Consider the following 17846-nt stretch of genomic DNA (forward strand, 5'->3'; position numbering starts at 1 on the left):
TTTTAAAAAGCAGATTGTAAGTGAATTACAACCTTGGTTAAACTGTGATCAAAGTCCGTTTCATTTGGTCACCGTATTCTTTTTTTTATTGCCAACAGATTTACTGTTTTTATCTATATAATATGATCATTTGCAATACGTAAGTAAAACACCAAGTCTCCATAACTCTATGTTGTTCTTATATTCTGAAAATTGTATCTCTATGGAACTCAAGAAACAGTTTATTAGGAACAAACACTTTTGATTTCGGCAATATAATTTGCTTTCCTTCATAATGGTACAACCAGGACTTGGTTTCAGAATCCATTTCAATTTTTCTTATTTCAGAGGAAACCAATACTTTATAATCATCATTTAGCGATATATAACCTTTATCAAATAAGTGATCATGAAATGGATTAAGACATAAACCATTTGCAGGATTTGTCTTTTCAGTTGGACTTGATTTTGTCCAAGGTTTTATATGAGAGGCGCGAAGTAGATTAGGTGAAGCAATTTCTGTTATACAGCATTGATAGTCATAAGATGCCAAAACAGCATTTCTAAAGAAATTCTGACCTATTCGTTGCTTAACAAAAGAAATTTTGTCAGCTCCTTCAGGAATATCTGACTCAACTGATGCAACTTCATTATTTGAAGGATCAAGATCTTTAATTATTTCATAAGCTTGATTAGCTAATTCATCCCAATTGTTATAAAATTCATCAAAAATTTGTAAATCTAGTTTACTACCGTGATTCATTCCTTTTTGTTCTAAGGTAGGATCTACAGCAGCCAAATTGCACATTTTCATTCCTAAAGCACTAGGACTTCTGCCAATTAGATTTGCCATATTTATAATGCTTTCATTACCTTTATGAATTTTTCCAAAAGGCGTTTTACAGTACAAATATAACGCAAGAATTGTTTCTTCTCTAGACCAGTTTTTACGTGCCATTTTTGTTTTTCCTAGATTATCATATAATCACTATTGTGAAAAAAAAACAAAGAAACTTCTTTGAGAATGATAACGTAATCTATAAATATTGTTAAATTTTAAAATGTGGTGGATTAAATGTGGTTTGAGCTTGATGAAAAGGACCGTGATTTATACAAACGATTAATTCTTGCATACGCAAGCCTATCTGAAGCATTTGCTCAAAAAGAAGATTTTTCCCAAAATACCGATAAAAAAAAGCTAATAAGACCTATTGTAAATTCGAAATTTCAAGAAGCATGTTTTCAATATGCGTTCAAAGCATCTGCAGAAGATATAAGAAATACTTCTTTCGATGTCGCTGTTAGAAAAATTAATAAAGAAGGCTTAGAAAAAAAATACCTTATTGGAATAAAAACATTCAGTTTTAATGGCAACGACCAGAAGATTGCCCAATTCAAAAAAGAAAATAATACATGGAGTTCACTCATTCAACAGATGAGAGACAACGTCGAAAAAAAAGAGCTGACTGTTTCTCAAATAAACGAGATCAATCATGACTTATATCTAAAATTAGCGCTAATGATTGCTAATTTAAGAAATCAACGAATTAAATCTTCTATTGCAAATTTACAAGGATTCAAAGTTGATCCAAAAACAGATTCTATTGAATATGTATATCATGTACTAATGCCTTCTGTTGAAGAAGGAAGTCCAATTATCTATGTTGGTGAAACTGATTACACAAAAATTGATATTTCTAATATAAAAATTGAGGGATGCACTTCTGCTAAATTACCTTGCAATTTTGTTTTTTCAGATGGAAAACATATATACAAATTTACCCCTGCTGATAGCCAGCTATATATGTTTTTTGACAATAAGAAAATTATTAAAGAAAGCTGGAACGTAATATGGGTAAATGAGGCACAGTCTTTCTTTTTGAATCTGTACAAAAAAGTTTACGACCCAAAAAACACTGATTATCAATCAAATGATTTTGACAAAAATACTAGATACATTACAACAGATGTTTTACCAAACAATGAAATAACTGAGTCTTATTGTTGGCTAATAGCACCGAAAGGTGAAGTTGAATTATCATCAGGATTTAACAGTTTTTATGGAACTGGAATGAAAATAGCCATAAAGGACAGAGAAAAAAAAATAAAAAAGATCCATGCTAATTACATAAATTCTGTTGCTGAGACTAAACTAAATGAGTTAATAAAATTACTAACAGATTACAGTTTATCTAATACAAATATCGATAGATTCACATTAAGAGATGAAATCTGTAAACTTTCAGATTCAATTGGAAATGCAGATCTAAATTCTGAAGTAAAAGGCCTGGTTTTCAGACCTTTTAACGAAATGTATATCCCTATTCCTAATTCTAAAGAATTCCATAATAAGCACCCGAATTTTTTTGGAAAAGACATAGGTACTTTCCTAGAAATAGAGCCAAACAAACTTGCTTTAGATAAAAAGGATAGAGCTTTTATTCTCATCTTTGAGCCTTCAGGAGATGCTCTGCAATCTTATATCTGTCAAGATAATGGAAAAGCAATAGAATCTTCTAAAAAACAATCCTTTTTAGGCGAATGGCTAAGAAAAGGAGTTTTTCAGTTAGGTGATTTTGAACCATTAACTGTAAAAAAACTTAATGAACTAGAAATCAACGGAATAAGACTGTATAAGACAAAAAAAAAGTTATTCTCTGACAATTCAGAGCTTTATGGAGAAGAAATCCATTTAGAATTCATTTGGATTGAAGAAGGAAAAGAACCCAATGATTTCATAGGTGAGCTTTAAATTAGCATATTTTTTATATATACTATTATTGTCTTTTGATTTTATCTTGTTTATAATTTATTCATACTATTCAGCGGCGCGCCGCTGCTTTTGAGGTTCAATATGAATAAATTAAAATGCGCATCTTTCTTTGCTGGAGTTGGAGGAATTGACATCGGTTTTGAATCTACCGGTGCATTTGATGTTATCTATGCAAACGAGATTGACCCATATCCTGTACAAACATACGAGCTAAACTTTAAAAACAAAGTAGACAATCGAAGTATCTGCGATGTTAAGCCTGAGGAAATTCCTGATTTTGATGTAGCTTTAGCTGGTTTCCCTTGCACAGATATTTCTGTAGCAGGAGAAAGAAAAGGGTTATTTAATAACGATGGTTCTCTAACACGAAGTGGCTTATTTTTTGAGCTTATGAGAATCTTAAATGTAAAAAAGCCAAGAATTATTTTCCTTGAGAATGTAAAAAACCTTGTTGGACACGATAACGGTAAGACATTCCAAACAATTATTGATTCTTTACAAGAAGCAGGATACTTTCACATTAAGTACCAAGTTCTTAATGCAATGAACTACGGCAATATTCCTCAAAACAGAGAGAGAATCTATATTGTAGCTTTTAAGAATGAAGAAGATAAATTTAAATTTGATTTTCCTCTACCAATTAGTCTAACAACTCAACTCAAAGATATTATCGATTTCGACACCAAACTTGATGAAAAGTATTACTACACAAGGGGTAAATATGCAGGCGACATCTATGAAAAACTAGTAGAAGCGATGGATGATCCAAATGCCATTTACCAATGGAGGAGAAAATATGTCAGAAAGAATAAAAGTGGAGTTGTTCCGACATTAACTGCAAATCAGGGCGAGGGTGGTCATAATGTCTGCTTGATAAAAACAAAACATGGTATTCGCAAAATGACACCTCATGAATGTTTTAACACTCAAGGTTTTCCTAAGAATTTCAAGTTACCGAATAATATGGCGCAATCCAGGTTATATAAGCAAGCAGGAAATTCTGTATGTGTGTCAGTTATCAATCGAATTGCGGAAAACCTCGTAAAAAGTCTTTCTAAATAAAATTCAAGAATTAGAAGTTTTATAAAGAAGCTCATTTTGCCCGTCCCCAGTAGGATGAACAAAAATACTGGGGTTTGTGTTTATATAATAAACAATTTTATTTAGAGAATTTTCTTCCTTTTATGTTTTTTATAATTATTTTTAATTATAATTTTCATGATTTTTAAAACGTTCAAACAAAATGGCTTTTTCATGAAAAAATATATTTTCACACTAGTTTTTTTCTTCAGCACTATCTGTACTGCTCAGCAGCTTTCACTCCAAACATCCATTGGAAACATAACCCTTCCTGAAATATCAGAAATTAATAAGCAGTTAAACGATCTGACTTCTAATAACTCAATATCTGATGAAAACAAGGAATTAAAAAGAAATCTATACAATCAGGGTATAGATGCATTAAATAAAATCTATGAGTTAAGAGATGCAAAGAACAAACTTGAGGCTTCTTTAAAGAACCCTGCTAAGAAACTTGCAACTCTCATAAAGAACTACTCTACAGAACAGAATGCCACACCAATCAGTGATGACATGGTTTCAAAAATGAGCAATGAAGAGCTCAAAACTGAACTTGAAAGAACAAACAGTGCCCTTGCAACAGCACAGATTGAGATTGCCTCTGCTGTACAAGCACGTGATTATGTTCAGACATTACCAGAAAAAGCAAAAAATACTGTAACTGCTAATACATCAAGTGCAAAAGAGAATCTTCTTAAAATAGATGAAAAGCCAAACACAGAAGATTTTGACAACAGGATATTAGCGACTCTTATATATAGAGCAAATCTTGAAAATGAGTTTTTAAAAGAAAGCTTGAATAATATATCAACACTACAGGATCTCACAACTTATAAGCTAAAAATAACAACTCTTAAACTTCAGCGACTTGAACAGGATGTTAAAAAACTTTCACTTGCAGTAAATAAAACATACGTAAATGAAGATGAATATGCAAACCAAAATCTGACTGCCAAAAAACATCCTGCCTTAAAAAAATATATTGAATCTATAAATAGAATTAAAGGATACATCTCTGTTAGCAGAACAAAAGATGCAACCTATCTACATGATCTTCAGATGGTAAATTCTGCCTACAGCAAGGTAGATCAGACAGCAAAAAGTCTTGATAAACAAATTAATGAATTAGGACAGACTCTGGTTCTATCAAGACTTTTAAACCGCCAGCTGACCAATCTGCCTGAAATAAATCTCAAGTACAATCTTGATGATGAACTTGCAAATCTAAATATTTATATATTTGAGCTTAGAGATCAGCTTGAAAAACTGACTGATATTGATACAGCAGTACAAGAAGAAATTAAAAAGGATCCTTCATTATCTTCCTATAAAACAGATCTTGTTGCTTTGGTTTCAGAGAAAAGACAGGCTATAAATGAACTTTATCAGGTTATAGCAAATGAGCTTACAACTATCATTGAGCTAAAGGTTGTATACACACAATACAACGACATAAACAATCAGATTAACTCAAAAATTTCTGAACAGCTTTTCTGGGTAAAATCAAATCAGGGATTAGGTGTTGAGTTCTTCTCAATGTTTATCCCTGCTGTTAAGTATGAGTCTGCAAACCTTATTACCAAATTTAACAGCGAAAAATTCATTAAGCATACAGTGCATACATCTGTAATCATTATTCTTCCGCTCATGTTTTTCGGTCTCATTCTGCTTGCATTCAGACCTTTTATTTCAAGAATCAATAATGAACTTGCCTTAAGACTTGATAGAAGTTCTGATTCGATTTTTGTAACCCCTCTTGCTCTGGTTACAAATATTCTGGTCATGGTTCCAAGACTATGCTGGCTAATACTACTTGGTACAATTGTCATTTGCTGTGCTCTTGCTACTACAGAAAAACAAAGCATTATTATTCTTACAATGGTTCTTCATATTTTTGTGTTTGTATTCTTCTCTCAGATTCTAAAACCAAATGCTTTGGTTCAGAGACATTTTTGTGTAGAACCATATAAGCTCAAAAAATTCCGCAAACAGTGCACAAAAATCTGGATATTTGCGATTCCTCTACTAATTTTTGCTAATGTTGCAGAAACAGATTCAAACTACATCTATTCAGATATCACATCATATCTGGTTGTGCTGGTTTCATTTATTGCTCTATTTGTGATCTTTTCAAGAGAACTTTTTGCAAAGTTAAAAGATCTAAAAAATGCAACATTATCATCAATAGCCCTAAGTTTAGTTGCAATTGTTATATGTCTGATTGCAATTATTTCTGTTGCATCAGGTTACCTGTATACCATTGTAAAACTGACAAACCGAGTGGCATATACCTGTTATATTGCGCTTGGCTACTACATCGTAAGTCAGACAGTACACAGAATGATTTACGTATACATCAACAAGAGCTTCTTTCATACTAATGATATTGGAGATCATAAGAACAAAAGTATTGTATCTCAGCTTAATATGGCACCAGGATACATCTGTTCTAAAATCTTTAAAATCGTAAATACAGCTCTTCTGATTCTTACTGTTTTTCTTATGTATTTTCAGTGGAACGATCTTGCTTCTGTTTTAAGATATCTTGAAACAATCACTCTATACTCTGATAAACAGGTTGTTAACGGACAGGTTGTATTAACAAATGTCCTCACTCTTGCTAACGTTCTTTTTGCAATTATTGTTATTGTAATTACAGGCGTATTAAACAAGAATCTGCCTTTAATTCTTGAAAAAATATTCATGCTCAAAAAAGACGAAAACCAAAAGAGCACCAGTTATACAGTTAAGGTAATTTCCTCATATCTGATACTAGGAATTGGCTGTATCTTCGCAGCTGGTGCTATAGGTATCAAATGGGAAAATCTGCAGTGGTTGGTTGCAGCTCTTTCTGTTGGTCTAGGTTTTGGTCTTCAGGAAATTTTTGCTAATTTCGTATCTGGTATCATTCTACTGTTTGAAAGACAGATACGTGTTGGAGATATTATTACCCTAAACGGTTTATCAGGAACCGTAAGCAAAATCAGAATCCGTTCAACTACAGTTCTTTCTTTTGAGAACAAAGAAGTTATGATCCCAAATAAGGAGTTCATCACCTCTGCTCTTACAAACTGGTCATTATCAAACCAGATCACAAAGATGTCTTTTGTAGTTGGAATTGCCTACGGTGCTGATGTAGACAAAGCAAAATCCCTGCTCAAAGGAATAATCAACAGATGTCAGTATATTTCAAAGGAACAGGCTTCTTTAGTATATGTTTCTTCTTTAGACGACAGTGCAGTAACAATTACATCTGATATTTATGTAACACAGATTGCAAACAGAAAACTGACAACTGATTATCTGTCTAGAGAAACCTTAAAACAGTTTGCTCAATATGGTATTGAAATTCCATTCAATCAGCTTGATGTCAATGTTAAAAACCTTGAAAAAGGCGAATTTATAGAAACGCTAAAAACAGGAATGTTAGCTGAAAAGAGCCTATAGTACTTTTATAAAAAGCTGTACTTTTGTACAGCTTTTTTATTCTAAATATGTTTTACCAGGCTTAAGATATCCTTTCGCTTTTTTGCAGGTACTTTTGAGTTTTCACCTTCAAAGCCGACTGCAAGCAGATTTATAACTTCATAGCCGTTTTCAATTTCCAAAGCTTCTTTTATAGCCATTGGATTGAAATAACAAATCCATACTGATCCTAAACCAAGTTCTGTTGCCTCTAGCATCATATGATCTGTAACAATGCTTGCATCTATCTTATCACTTACCATTCCATCAAAAGGTCTATGCCATGCTTCATCTTTTTTAGAAAGAACTGCAAACACAAGAGGTGCATTATAGAAATTTGCTGCAGAAGATAGTTTTTCAAGAGCTCGATCTGACTGAATCACTATGATCCTGACAGGCTGAAAATTACATGCAGTTGGAGCAAGAACACCTGCCTTAACAATTCTGTCAACCATTTCCTTGCTTACTTTCTCGTTTGAATAAGCTCTTACTGAATGGCGCTTTTCCATTAAATTCAATAGATCCATAATTAACTCCTTTTTTAAGATTTGTTTTTTAATATATCCCATTCTTTATTTTTGTAAAGAATACACTTTTTTGTAATATACTATCCAAAAAGATAGTGTTTATTTAAGGCGACTGTTAACCATGTACGAATGTTCAAAACTAGCTGATAACTCAAAAAGTGTTTGTCCTATTGCAAGAACTGTTGATCTTATCGGAGGAAAATACAAAGCTGTTATTCTCTGGCATCTTAAAAATGAAACACTAAGATACAGTCAGCTACACAGAAAAATTTCTTGTGCGACAGATAAAATGCTAGCTCAGCAGTTAAGAGAACTAGAAAATGATGGTCTTATAACTAGAAAGGTATATCCTGTTGTTCCACCAAAAACAGAATATTCCCTAACCCAGGAAGGAAATCTCATTATTCCTGTACTTGAGGCTATGAGAGAATTTGAAGAAAAATTTTCAGGAAATAAGAAATGATTGAAAAGAGAAAAAAGGAGAAATATTATTTCTCCTGAAAAAGATTAGTTTTCTTCTTCTTTTTCCTCAATTGCCTCGAAAGGGCAAACTGACTGACATGCACCACAGTCAGAACATGCTGCACAGTCAATCTTGAAGGTATCATCACTTTGCTGCTCAATTGCACCACATGGACAAATATCACTACACTCTCCACACTGAGAGCATAACTCTTGATTAATTACGTACATTCTTTATTCCTTAGGTTACACTTTATCAATTGACCGTTATAATACACGAAATAGATTTTTTTAAAAAGGCAGAGATATGGATAAGATTTCTCAAAACATTCAGAATGTTCTTGCCAAAATAAAAGAAGCTGCAGAAAAATACAAAAGAGATCCTGCTACTATTACACTTCTAAATGTAAGCAAGACTAAACCTGAACAGATGGTGATTGCAGCTTATCAGGCAGGCCAGAGACATTTTGGCGAATCATATGCTGTAGAAGCTTCTGAAAAAATTGAAAACCTGAAAAGCCAAGGGTATAACGATATCATCTGGCACTTTATAGGTCCAATTCAAAAGAATAAAACAAAGCTTATTGCAGAACATTTTGATATAGTCGAAAGTGTAGATAGAGCTATTGTTGCAAAAAGACTAAACGATCAAAGACCAGAACATCTAGGTATACTTGATGTTCTAATTCAGGTCAATATTTCTGATGAAGAACAAAAATCAGGCTGTTCTATTGATGAAATTGATTCTATTGTTGATGAAATTCAAAAGTGCAGTAAACTAAGACTTAGAGGCTTCATGGGTATTGGTCTTGATACTGAAGATATGCAGTTGATTGACTCGGAATTTCAAAAACTTCATGGTCTTTTTGTAAAATACAAAGAAAAATTCAAAGACTTTAATATCCTGTCTTTAGGAATGACTAACGATCTGGAAATTGCAATCAAGAACGAGTCAACACAGGTCAGAATTGGAACTGCCATCTTTGGCGCTAGAGAATATAAGAACAAATAAAATGACTACTAAAAAAATTTCTTTTATCGGTGGAGGAAACATGTCCTCCTGCATTTACGCAAGCATTATTAAATCTGAGGATGCAAAAAACATTACAATAAGTGGACCTCATCTTGAAAAACTAGAAAAATTCAAGGCTGAAGGTTCAGTAATTACCACTGATAACATCGAAGCTACAAAGAGCGCTGACATTATTTTTCTTGGTGTAAAACCACAGATATTAACATCTGTTCTAGAGCAGCTTTCTACCATTAAAGATGAATTACAAAACAAGCTTTTTGTATCCATGGCCGCTGGTTTTAAATTATCATCAATAAGCAGCAAGCTAGGTACAAACAGAATCATCCGTATCATGCCTAATACGCCTTGCAAAATCGGTTTAGGTACTATTGCTGTTGCCTATGACAGTGCAGTAAGCGATGAAGATAAAGCAACTGTAAAACAATATCTGTCAAACATGGGTCAGTGCATTGAAGGTGACGAGAACAATCTTAATGTTATTGGTGCTGTATGTGGCTGTGGTCCTGCATTCGTTTATCGTTTCATGGAATCACTTGTTGCAGAGGCTGTACGTCACGGCATTAAGGCAGAAGATGCTAGAAAGATGGTTGAGCAGACTGTTTTAGGCTCTGCATCAATGGTTATTCAAAACCAGGATGCAACAATAGCTTCATTAAGAGAGGCTGTTACATCTAAGGGTGGTACTACCTTTGCTGGTCTTTGCAAAATGACAGAAGGTAATTTTGAAAAGATCATGGAAAACACTATCAATGCAAGTCTTGATAGAACCTATGAATTTGAATCAATGTTTTAAGAGGAAATAGTTTGAATACACTATATTTCGTTTTTATGGTGATTGAGGCTGTTGTAATTCTATTTGAACTACGCGCTCTCATGCAGTCTTCATCTGTTGACTATTACCATAAGGTTACTCAGGCTGTAGTCAGACTGACTGAGCCTCTTATAAGAGTAATTCCATTCAGAAACAAGAGTATTGGTGGTTTCTATTTTACCGGTGTCCTTGTTGCTTTTGTAATCGCTCTTTTTGGTTGTGCTCTGGTAGTATTCACATTTCTACCAAACATACCAGCATCACAGGGACTTTGGGTAGCTTTATACTTAGGTACTATCTGCACTATCAAAAGCTTTGGCTATATGGTTTTATTCTTGCTGTTAGCACAGGCACTGACATCATGGTTACCATCAACAAGGGAGTGGAGTTATTATTTCTCACAGATAACAAATCCCCTAGTATCCCCTATCCAAAAGATTATTCCACCAATCGGAATGATAGATATCTCTCTTATGATTCTGATGCTAGTTATTTTTGGCCTTGATAGAATATTCCTAATGATATTCGGCCAGTACTGGATGGTATTCTAAACAAAAAAAAGGACAGTAGATTTTGTTTACTGTCCTCTTTATCTTCATTAAGTTTCTACTTATTCAAGCACAAACTCCATTTCTTCAAGCTGGACTTCTTCACCATTCTTTGGAAGTACGACTTCAAGAGAATCAATCTTCTGGAAGCCTCTTGGAAGCAGATCACCGCTCTTAGAACGAGAACTTATTCTTTCAGCAATTTCACTTGATGACAGATTCAAGAAACGTTTACCACAATGAATAATAAGTGCTGCATCCTGTTTTAATATTGCAATTGATGCAATACCATCAGATCCAATAGCAAGCTTAGCGCCTGAAATTCCGATTAACTTGTTACCCTTACCTGAATTTAGAGATGGTAATTCTGATAACTTGTAAATTAAAAGTCTTCCAGACTGGCTTGCAACAGCAATCAGATCATTTTCCTTATCAGTGATCTCAATTGGATTTAGCATGTTTGCATCTTCATCAATGCTGATTAAAGCCTTACCTGCCTTGTTTCTTGTCTGAAGATTCTCACCTGATGTTATAAAGCCATAACCTTTGTCGGATGCTATCAGATAAGATGAATCCTTCTTTGGAATTACAACATGAACAGCATTTTCTCCAGCCTGAAGATTTGCCTTTGCAGATAGTGGTTCTCCCTGACCTCTTGCTGATGGAAGATCCTTTACATCCACACAGTACAATCTTCCAAGATTAGTGATGAAGGTAGCCTGATCGTTTGTTTTACCAGAGGCTTTTGACATAAACTTGTCACCAGAACGATATGACATTGAAAGTGCGTCAACATCGCTTCCTGATGCAGCTCTTACCCACCCCATCTTTGAAAGAATTACTGTGACAGGAGTGCTTGGAATAAAATCATCCTCACTCATTGCCTGAGCTGCTATATTCTCTACGAGCTGACAACGTCTTTCATCTCCGTATAGTTTGGTATCAGCCTGTATTTCCTTCTTAATAAAAGTATGAAGCTTTGCCTCAGAGCCAAGCAGTGATTCAAGTTTTTGCTTTTCTTCAGTAAGTTTCTCCTGCTCAGCCTTGATTTTCATTTCCTCAAGTCTTGCAAGCTGTCTTAACTTTGTTTCAAGAATATATTCTGCCTGGACCTCGGAAAGACTAAAACGCTCCATAAGTTTTTTCTTTGGCTCATCTTCTTTTCTGATTATCTCGATTACTTCATCAAGATTCAAAAATGCAATGAGCAAACCATCTAACAGGTGCAGACGCTTATTTACTGCCTGAAGTCTGTTATCAAGTCTACGTCTTACAGATTCAACTCTGAATTCAAGCCATTCTTTTAAAATAGTTTTAAGATCCTTAACAGCAGGCTTTCCATCAAGTCCTAGAATATTCAGATTTACTCTGTATGTCTTTTCAAGATCGGTTACAGCAAACAGATGCTCCATAAGGGCATTGATATCTACTCTCTTTGATCTTGGAGTGATAATCAGTCTGCATGGATTATTAAAATCGGATACATTTTTAATATCAGATACAAGTGGTAATTTCTTCTTGTTCATTAGATCTGCAATCTGTTTTTCTATTGAACCACCACCGACCTGATAAGGAAGAGCTGTTATGATAATCTCATCTTTCTCAACCTTGTATACGGCTCTTACTCTTACTGTTCCTTTTCCTGTTTCATAAATCTTCTCAAGCTCATGTCTTGAATTTGAAATCTCGCAGCCTGATGGATAATCAGGAGCAGGAACGAACTCCATCAGATCTTTGACTGAACAGTCTGGATGATCAAGAAGATATACTGCAGCTTTTGCAACCTCAGTAAGATTATGAGGAGGGATATCAGTTGCCATACCCACAGCAATACCTGTAGTTCCATTCAGTAGAATATTTGGTAATCTTGCAGGCAGATATTTAGGCTCATCAACTGTTCCATCAAAATTAGGCATCCAGTCAACGCATCCTGTATTGATATCCTGCAAAATAGCATCTGAATAAGGTGCTAATCTTGCCTCAGTATAACGGAATGCTGCAAATGATTTTGGATCTTCAACATCACCCCAGTTACCCTGACCGTCTACCAGAGGGTATCTGTATGAGAATGGCTGAGCCATAAGAACCATTGCCTCATAACACGCTGCATCTCCATGAGGATGATATTTACCAATAACCTCACCAACGGTTCTTGCTGATTTTACATGCTTAGATTTTGGTGTGATTCCAAGCTTATGCATTGCATAAACAATTCTTCTTTGTACTGGCTTCATGCCATCACATACTGAAGGTAGAGCTCTGTCTGTAATTACACTCATCGAATAATTCAGATATGCACTTTCAGCAAAAGATGACAATGGCAGTAATTCCACACCATCTAAACTTAAATTCTTATCTTGATTTTGATCTGACATTGATTTTTTCTCGCAAAATCTTTGTACAATGCGCTAAAATTTTATGTATATAGCTATTATAACAAATATATTTTTTCTTTTTTTCTCAAGAAACAGTAACTTCTGATGAACAACAAGATTTTTTATAGACTTTTGACAGTGCTGTCGATTTTTATAACAAGTGTAGCATCTGCTGATACCTACAAGAATCTTCCTGCACATCTTCTTACAAAGGCTATCAGTACTGACGTAGTCTATGATGAGGATTTTGACTACACAAAACTAAAAAAGACACATGATTTGATTTTTTCCTATCAAGAAAGTGTACCTGTACAGGTTACACCAAAAGCAAAAGTTGTTGACCATGTTGTTGTGTACAAAGCTGCACATAAAATGGTTCTTTTAAAAGACAACCATACAGTCTGCTCATTTTGGATTGCTCTATCAAACAAGCCTCAGGGAAAAAAGCAGTTTGAAGGAGATAAAAGAACACCTGAGGGTACCTACACGCTTGATTATGTAAAAACTAAATCATACTTCTACAAGGCAATGCATATATCCTATCCGAATATGGAAGATAGAGCTTTTGCAAAATCTCAAGGAAGAAAGCCAGGTGGAATGATCATGGTTCATGGGCAGCCACCTTCAAAAGGTGAATACCATGAATCAGTACAGAGAACAGACTGGACTGACGGATGTATTGCTCTACTCAATCCTGATATAGATAAGTTCCTATCACTTGTAGATGTAGGAACTCCTATAACAATCCATCCTTAACAGTCTTTTAATCTTCAGGGAACCAGGCAACTGAAGTTTCGTTTGTGGAATCGTCTATTGAAAAGACGATATCCGCAACATGCTTTGAATATTCCTCATCAAGTTCATCTGTCATCAAAAATACCTGTGCAACAGCAAGGGAATCTTTAAATTCCATCATAGATGCAGGGATTTCATCAGATTCTGATACATCCTTGAACATTAAGCCAATATTCTTGAAACCATCCTGTTCATACAGTGTTCTTAAACGGTTATATGAATCCTCATCAGTTTCAATCAGTGACTCTTCGGCAAGAGTAATATATAAATCTACAACCTTGTTCTGCAGTTTTTCAAACTGAGCATCATCAAGAGATTCTATTTTCTGCTCTATCATACAATCTCTCCTGATGTACTAAATGATCCGCCGCTTACATGATGAAGTGTGTTCAAGCAGCCTGGAACAAAGGACTGAGACTCATCATCAAAAAGCTCTTCTTTAACGTATACGTTCAAAACCTTGCAAAGACAGATACCTTTATCTTTTAAAAGCTCAGGATCGGTAAGCTCACATTCAAAATATGCATTGGCATCTTTGAGTGTCTTGAAGCCAAACTTTAAAGAATTCTCATAAGGCAAATCAAAGTGCTCAAATTTATCACCACTCTCAGAGCCATGAACAGAGCCTAGTTTTAAAGCTATATCTTTTTGATCCTTTGATGGAAGAGCTACTACCAGTTTGCTTCCATCTTTAAGATTTGCTGTTGTGGTATGTCCAAGATCCAGAACTAGTAAAAGCACATCAGTATCATAAGGGCATGACCATGCTGCAGTCATAATATTATCAGTTCCCTGTTTGTTTTTAGTTGAAATGCAGACTAAAGGCCCACCTGTAAAAACTCTATATGCAAGCTTTGTATCTAGATTCTTGTACATAACATTCTCCTGTCAGGATTTTTTGTAATTCAGTTATATGCAGCCAATATGTAATTTAAACAATTGTTACACAAAAATGGCGTGTACAGCACATTTATATAAAAAAATATATTTATTGTCTTAACTACTTAAAAAGTATAGAGTTTTTTAGAAGAGATTTGTTTTGTTTAACTTTTAAGGAAATTATATGAATTACAAAACAGTGTTGGTAACAGGAGCTTCTGCTGGATTTGGTCTTGCTACTGCCAGGCTACTTGCAAATAACGGCTATAAGGTAATTGCTCTTGCCCGCCGTGAAGATAAGCTAAAAGAGCTTTCTTCATTATCAGATAATATCTATCCTGTAGCAATGGATGTTACTGATGCAAAAGCTGTTGAAACTCTTGTTTCATCTTTACCAGATGGATTCAAAGATATAGATGTAATCGTTAATAATGCAGGTCTTGCCTTAGGTGTAGAAAAAGCTCAAGAATGCTCTCTTGAAAATTGGAAGACCATGGTAGACACAAATGTTCTGGGAGTTTTAAATGTAACTCATACTATTCTTCCTTCACTAGTAAAAAAGAATAAAGGCTTTATCATTAATCTTGGCTCAACTGCAGGCTCTTGGCCATACGTTGGTGGCAATGTTTATGGCGCAACCAAAGCTTTTGTAGAACAGTTCTCAAGAAACTTAAGAACAGATGTTCAGGGGAGCGCAATCAAAGTTACTGTAATTAAGCCAGGTCTTTGCTCTGATACAGAGTTCTCATACGTTCGTTTAAATGGTGATGAAAAGAAAGTTAACGATCTTTATTCAGGAACCAAATCGATTCTTCCAGAGGACATTGCAAATACCATTCTCTGGCTTTTAAACAACCCTGCTCATGTAAATGTTAATGAGATTGAAATGATGCCAGTGTGCCAGGCTTATGGTGGTTTGAAAGTTGTAAAAGATCTTGATTTTACAGAGAAAAAATAATTATTAAAAAAACCTGCCTAATCGGCAGGTTATTTATACTGGCTCGATGTTTAAGATCCTGATTTCCAGTCTCTCTGATCTCATGTAGTGACTTACGCCTACATTGTATACAACTCTAACCTGTGTATTTTCAGTTATCTGTTTTTCGTTTGCAGTTGCTCTGAGTTTTATCGCTCTCATGGTTGATCCATCTTCACCTCTTAATACAAAACGAAGATGACGGGAAACAACTAAAGATACTGACTCAACTGTAAATTTTCCGTCAAAACAAGGCTCTTCAAAACCATTTCCCCAAGGACCAAAAGCCTCTAAGTCTCTTGCAAATGCCAGATTCTGATAATTTGAAGGTAATTCTCCATCAGATAGGATTTCATCTTCAGTTGGATTACCAAGACATTCTTTGGCAATCTCATTGAACATCTGTCTAAATGTTTCTAGAGAATCCTTTTTTATGGAAGCACCTGCAGCCATTGCATGGCCACCATAACGGGATAATAGATTTGGACATTTTTCATCCATGGCTTTTAGAATTTTTACCATACTAAAGCCAGGAACTGAACGAGCTGAACCAAGAAGTTCTTCACCATCACCTGAGAACACAAAGGTTGGAACAGAGAACATTTCCTTGATTCTGCTTGCTATAAGGCCACCAAGACCTACAAGCCAGTTTGGCCTGTAAAGAACAATTGCGCAGTTGCCTTTCTGAGATTGAGCATCTTCTGTCGCTTCTTTTAAAAATACGCGCTCATAATCGCCTCTGCGCTTATTGCACATATCAAGCTCGCGAGCAATTGCCATAGCCTCTTGCTCATCATCTGTAAGCATTAGTGAAACAGCAGGATTCTTCTCAAGCTTGATTCTGCCAGGAGCATTAAGTCTTGGACATAAATCAAATGCTATACTTGTTGCATTGATTCCTTCAAGATTAACTTTGCAAGAAGAGGCAAGAGCCTTAATACCTACAAGACACTCACCATTTTTAATTCTGTTAAATCCATATTTGACAAGTTTTCGATTATTGCTATCAAGAACCATAACGTCGCCTATGGTTCCTAGAGAAACAAGATCAAGGAATCTGCCAATTCTTGGAATATAGCCAACTGAATTATAAAAGCCCTTATCTCGAAGAATGGCTCTTGTAGCTACAAGAACATAGAAAAGAACACCTGCACCACAAAGATTTTTGGATGGGAATGTATCACCTTTTCTTTTTGGATCAACAATTGCATCAGCTAAAGGAAGATTTTCCGGAACCTCATGATGATCGGTTATTACTACCTTCAAACCTCTGCTTTTTGCATATTCTATGGATTCTTTACAGGACACACCGTTATCTACGGTAACAATAAGCTTGATACCATCCTCAAGAGCAGCATCAACTGCTGTTTTACTGATACCATATCCGCCTTCATAACGGGATGGAACAAAATAGGATACTTTCTTAGCACCTAAATCATAAAGACCTCTTACGCCTAAAGCTGTACCTGTTATACCGTCCACATCATAGTCACCGGCAACTAGTATTCCTTCTCCGTTTTCAATGGATGCGGCGATAATTGAACTGGCTTTATCGATATCTAAAAGATCTTTGTAGTGATGAATATCTGAAAGAGAACAGTTAACATCGCTCTCTGTCTTAAGACCTCGTCTGGCAAGGATCTGACGCAAAATAGGATCTGATATCAGCTCTTCAAGCTGAGAGTCATCTACATATTCACGTCTAATAATCTTCACGGTATATCCAGCACTTTGTTAACTATATTGAAATATTATATGGAGTATTTATGTTAAATAAAAGTGCACAAACAAAGATTAGTTATATATTGTGAACAATCCTTGTGAATATTCATTTTTCACTTAGGTCAAAATAAATAAAACCAAAAGTTTCATCAGGAAACGATGATAATAATCTTCAGTTTACGCTAATGAAATTTCTGACTTTTTTAACAAATACGATAATCTTTCGATTTCGTATTCCTCATCTGACAGAGTTTTGAAAACCACGCCAGGATTAGGATTCTGATTTTTCATCTTATTACTCTACTTCTGCACTTCAAAAAGTGAGAATTTAGAGAACAAAAGTTTTATACAAGCAGTCTAGCGCTGCTGATGCTCTTTAAAAATACGTTTTTGACAGATTTTTCAGGAAATTTGTTTTTTG

The 17846-nt window shown here is 34.9% G+C and carries 16 protein-coding genes; 9 read left to right on the forward strand and 7 right to left on the reverse strand.

What is annotated here, in order from left to right; all coding sequences use genetic code 11:
- Positions 1-178: 178 nt before the first annotated feature.
- Entirely contained in the window at positions 179-937 is a 759-nt protein-coding gene (locus J5V48_RS08585; protein ID WP_219938171.1) for an HNH endonuclease, read from the reverse strand.
- A gap of 117 nt (positions 938-1054) precedes the next feature.
- On the opposite strand from J5V48_RS08585, the gene J5V48_RS08590 reads away from it, so the two are divergent.
- The 3 genes from J5V48_RS08590 (at position 1055) to J5V48_RS08600 (ending at position 7279) form a co-directional block, all read left to right on the forward strand.
- A complete protein-coding gene (locus tag J5V48_RS08590) occupies positions 1055-2731 on the forward strand; it encodes a hypothetical protein (RefSeq protein ID WP_219938172.1) in 1677 nt (558 codons plus the stop codon).
- Positions 2732-2833: 102 nt separating this feature from the next.
- Positions 2834-3814 carry a DNA (cytosine-5-)-methyltransferase gene (gene dcm / locus J5V48_RS08595; RefSeq protein WP_219938173.1) on the forward strand — a complete coding sequence of 327 codons (981 nt, stop codon included), beginning with the start codon at positions 2834-2836 and terminating at the stop codon, positions 3812-3814.
- A gap of 192 nt (positions 3815-4006) precedes the next feature.
- Positions 4007-7279, forward strand: a complete 3273-nt coding sequence (locus J5V48_RS08600; protein WP_219938174.1) for a mechanosensitive ion channel domain-containing protein — start codon at positions 4007-4009, stop codon at positions 7277-7279.
- 41 nt (positions 7280-7320) lie between these two features.
- Here the strand turns inward: J5V48_RS08600 and J5V48_RS08605 are convergent, their stop codons facing one another.
- The gene (locus J5V48_RS08605; RefSeq protein ID WP_219938175.1) at positions 7321-7824 is read right to left on the reverse strand and encodes a nitroreductase family protein; all 504 of its coding nucleotides are present in this window, start codon (positions 7822-7824) and stop codon (positions 7321-7323) included.
- A gap of 121 nt (positions 7825-7945) precedes the next feature.
- Here J5V48_RS08605 and J5V48_RS08610 point away from each other — a divergent pair, with 121 nt between their 5' ends.
- Positions 7946-8287 (forward strand): winged helix-turn-helix transcriptional regulator, encoded by a 342-nt coding sequence (locus tag J5V48_RS08610; protein WP_219938176.1) that lies wholly within the window; start codon positions 7946-7948, stop codon positions 8285-8287.
- A gap of 44 nt (positions 8288-8331) precedes the next feature.
- On the opposite strand, the gene J5V48_RS08615 is transcribed toward J5V48_RS08610, so the two are convergent.
- Positions 8332-8517: a 4Fe-4S binding protein gene (locus J5V48_RS08615; RefSeq protein ID WP_219938177.1), complete on the reverse strand. Its 186-nt coding sequence runs from the start codon at positions 8515-8517 to the stop codon at positions 8332-8334.
- Between the two features lie 76 nt (positions 8518-8593).
- Between J5V48_RS08615 and J5V48_RS08620 the strand changes: the two genes are divergently transcribed.
- Genes J5V48_RS08620 through J5V48_RS08630 form a run of 3 tightly spaced genes read left to right on the forward strand, consistent with a single transcriptional unit; the run spans position 8594 to position 10681 of the window.
- Entirely contained in the window at positions 8594-9298 is a 705-nt protein-coding gene (locus J5V48_RS08620) for a YggS family pyridoxal phosphate-dependent enzyme (protein ID WP_219938178.1), read from the forward strand.
- 1 nt (position 9299) lies between these two features.
- Positions 9300-10112, forward strand: coding sequence for a pyrroline-5-carboxylate reductase (gene proC, locus J5V48_RS08625; RefSeq protein ID WP_219938179.1), 813 nt, complete (start codon positions 9300-9302; stop codon positions 10110-10112).
- An 11-nt stretch (positions 10113-10123) separates the two neighbouring features.
- The gene (locus tag J5V48_RS08630; protein WP_219938180.1) at positions 10124-10681 is read left to right on the forward strand and encodes a YggT family protein; all 558 of its coding nucleotides are present in this window, start codon (positions 10124-10126) and stop codon (positions 10679-10681) included.
- A gap of 59 nt (positions 10682-10740) precedes the next feature.
- Here the strand turns inward: J5V48_RS08630 and parC are convergent, their stop codons facing one another.
- Positions 10741-13053, reverse strand: coding sequence for a DNA topoisomerase IV subunit A (gene parC, locus J5V48_RS08635; RefSeq protein WP_219938181.1), 2313 nt, complete (start codon positions 13051-13053; stop codon positions 10741-10743).
- 105 nt (positions 13054-13158) lie between these two features.
- Here parC and J5V48_RS08640 point away from each other — a divergent pair, with 105 nt between their 5' ends.
- A complete protein-coding gene (locus J5V48_RS08640) occupies positions 13159-13809 on the forward strand; it encodes a L,D-transpeptidase family protein (protein WP_219938182.1) in 651 nt (216 codons plus the stop codon).
- 7 nt (positions 13810-13816) lie between these two features.
- On the opposite strand, the gene J5V48_RS08645 is transcribed toward J5V48_RS08640, so the two are convergent.
- Positions 13817-14185, reverse strand: coding sequence for a hypothetical protein (locus tag J5V48_RS08645; protein ID WP_219938183.1), 369 nt, complete (start codon positions 14183-14185; stop codon positions 13817-13819).
- Entirely contained in the window at positions 14182-14724 is a 543-nt protein-coding gene (locus J5V48_RS08650; protein ID WP_219938184.1) for a flavin reductase family protein, read from the reverse strand. Before J5V48_RS08650 ends, J5V48_RS08645 begins: the two co-directional genes overlap by 4 nt.
- A 187-nt stretch (positions 14725-14911) precedes the next feature.
- On the opposite strand from J5V48_RS08650, the gene J5V48_RS08655 reads away from it, so the two are divergent.
- Positions 14912-15685 carry an SDR family NAD(P)-dependent oxidoreductase gene (locus J5V48_RS08655; protein WP_219938185.1) on the forward strand — a complete coding sequence of 258 codons (774 nt, stop codon included), beginning with the start codon at positions 14912-14914 and terminating at the stop codon, positions 15683-15685.
- 33 nt (positions 15686-15718) lie between these two features.
- On the opposite strand, the gene recJ is transcribed toward J5V48_RS08655, so the two are convergent.
- On the reverse strand, positions 15719-17419 hold the full coding sequence (gene recJ, locus J5V48_RS08660) for a single-stranded-DNA-specific exonuclease RecJ (RefSeq protein WP_219938186.1): 1701 nt from the start codon (positions 17417-17419) through the stop codon (positions 15719-15721).
- Between the last annotated feature and the right edge of the window lie 427 nt (positions 17420-17846).

Origin of the sequence: Succinivibrio faecicola, from assembly GCF_019448115.1 — a bacterium.
GTDB classification, from domain to species: domain Bacteria; phylum Pseudomonadota; class Gammaproteobacteria; order Enterobacterales; family Succinivibrionaceae; genus Succinivibrio; species Succinivibrio faecicola.

What these genes read in the sequence shown, in the direction of transcription:
- J5V48_RS08655 (WP_219938185.1), top strand. Translation starts at nt 14,912, where the DNA reads ATGAATTACAAAACAGTGTTGGTAACAGGAGCTTCTGCTGGATTTGGT.
- proC (WP_219938179.1), top strand. Translation starts at nt 9,300, where the DNA reads ATGACTACTAAAAAAATTTCTTTTATCGGTGGAGGAAACATGTCCTCC.
- J5V48_RS08610 (WP_219938176.1), top strand. Translation starts at nt 7,946, where the DNA reads ATGTACGAATGTTCAAAACTAGCTGATAACTCAAAAAGTGTTTGTCCT.
- J5V48_RS08600 (WP_219938174.1), top strand. Translation starts at nt 4,007, where the DNA reads ATGAAAAAATATATTTTCACACTAGTTTTTTTCTTCAGCACTATCTGT.
- dcm (WP_219938173.1), top strand. Translation starts at nt 2,834, where the DNA reads ATGAATAAATTAAAATGCGCATCTTTCTTTGCTGGAGTTGGAGGAATT.
- J5V48_RS08640 (WP_219938182.1), top strand. Translation starts at nt 13,159, where the DNA reads ATGAACAACAAGATTTTTTATAGACTTTTGACAGTGCTGTCGATTTTT.
- J5V48_RS08615 (WP_219938177.1), bottom strand. Translation starts at nt 8,517, where the DNA reads ATGTACGTAATTAATCAAGAGTTATGCTCTCAGTGTGGAGAGTGTAGT.
- J5V48_RS08585 (WP_219938171.1), bottom strand. Translation starts at nt 937, where the DNA reads ATGGCACGTAAAAACTGGTCTAGAGAAGAAACAATTCTTGCGTTATAT.
- J5V48_RS08590 (WP_219938172.1), top strand. Translation starts at nt 1,055, where the DNA reads ATGTGGTTTGAGCTTGATGAAAAGGACCGTGATTTATACAAACGATTA.
- parC (WP_219938181.1), bottom strand. Translation starts at nt 13,053, where the DNA reads ATGTCAGATCAAAATCAAGATAAGAATTTAAGTTTAGATGGTGTGGAA.
- J5V48_RS08605 (WP_219938175.1), bottom strand. Translation starts at nt 7,824, where the DNA reads ATGGATCTATTGAATTTAATGGAAAAGCGCCATTCAGTAAGAGCTTAT.
- J5V48_RS08620 (WP_219938178.1), top strand. Translation starts at nt 8,594, where the DNA reads ATGGATAAGATTTCTCAAAACATTCAGAATGTTCTTGCCAAAATAAAA.
- J5V48_RS08645 (WP_219938183.1), bottom strand. Translation starts at nt 14,185, where the DNA reads ATGATAGAGCAGAAAATAGAATCTCTTGATGATGCTCAGTTTGAAAAA.
- J5V48_RS08650 (WP_219938184.1), bottom strand. Translation starts at nt 14,724, where the DNA reads ATGTACAAGAATCTAGATACAAAGCTTGCATATAGAGTTTTTACAGGT.